Below are 281 nucleotides of genomic sequence, written 5' to 3'. Positions count from 1 at the left end.
CGGCGCACGCGCGGCGGCTGCACCGGGCTGGGCCCCACGACCAGCGCTGGCGCGACATCATCGACAATGCAGACATCGGCCGACAGGTCGCCTTCGCCCATCCAGCCGGTCTGCACTTCGTCGGACGAGGACAGCCGGGCAAAGCCGCCGGGCATGACCGTCCAGGCGCCATCCGAGCCGCGTGCCACGAACGCGCGCAGCGTGAACCCGCGCGGCTCGAACCGGTCGCCGATCAGCGCGGGCGTGGTCGACAGCCGCACCGTTTCCTGCCCGCAATAATC

General features: G+C 71.5%; 1 protein-coding gene. It reads right to left on the bottom strand.

The genetic code is table 11. The features are described from left to right. The coding region (locus ACZ3HH_RS29700) for a circularly permuted type 2 ATP-grasp protein (RefSeq protein WP_465810112.1) at positions 1-281 on the bottom strand (281 nt) is incomplete at both ends.

Source organism: Pseudomonas sp. PME37.24/025, from assembly GCF_055556615.1.
The sequence above is the reverse complement of the archived record's forward strand: the minus strand, read 5'-3'. Positions and strand labels throughout refer to the sequence as shown.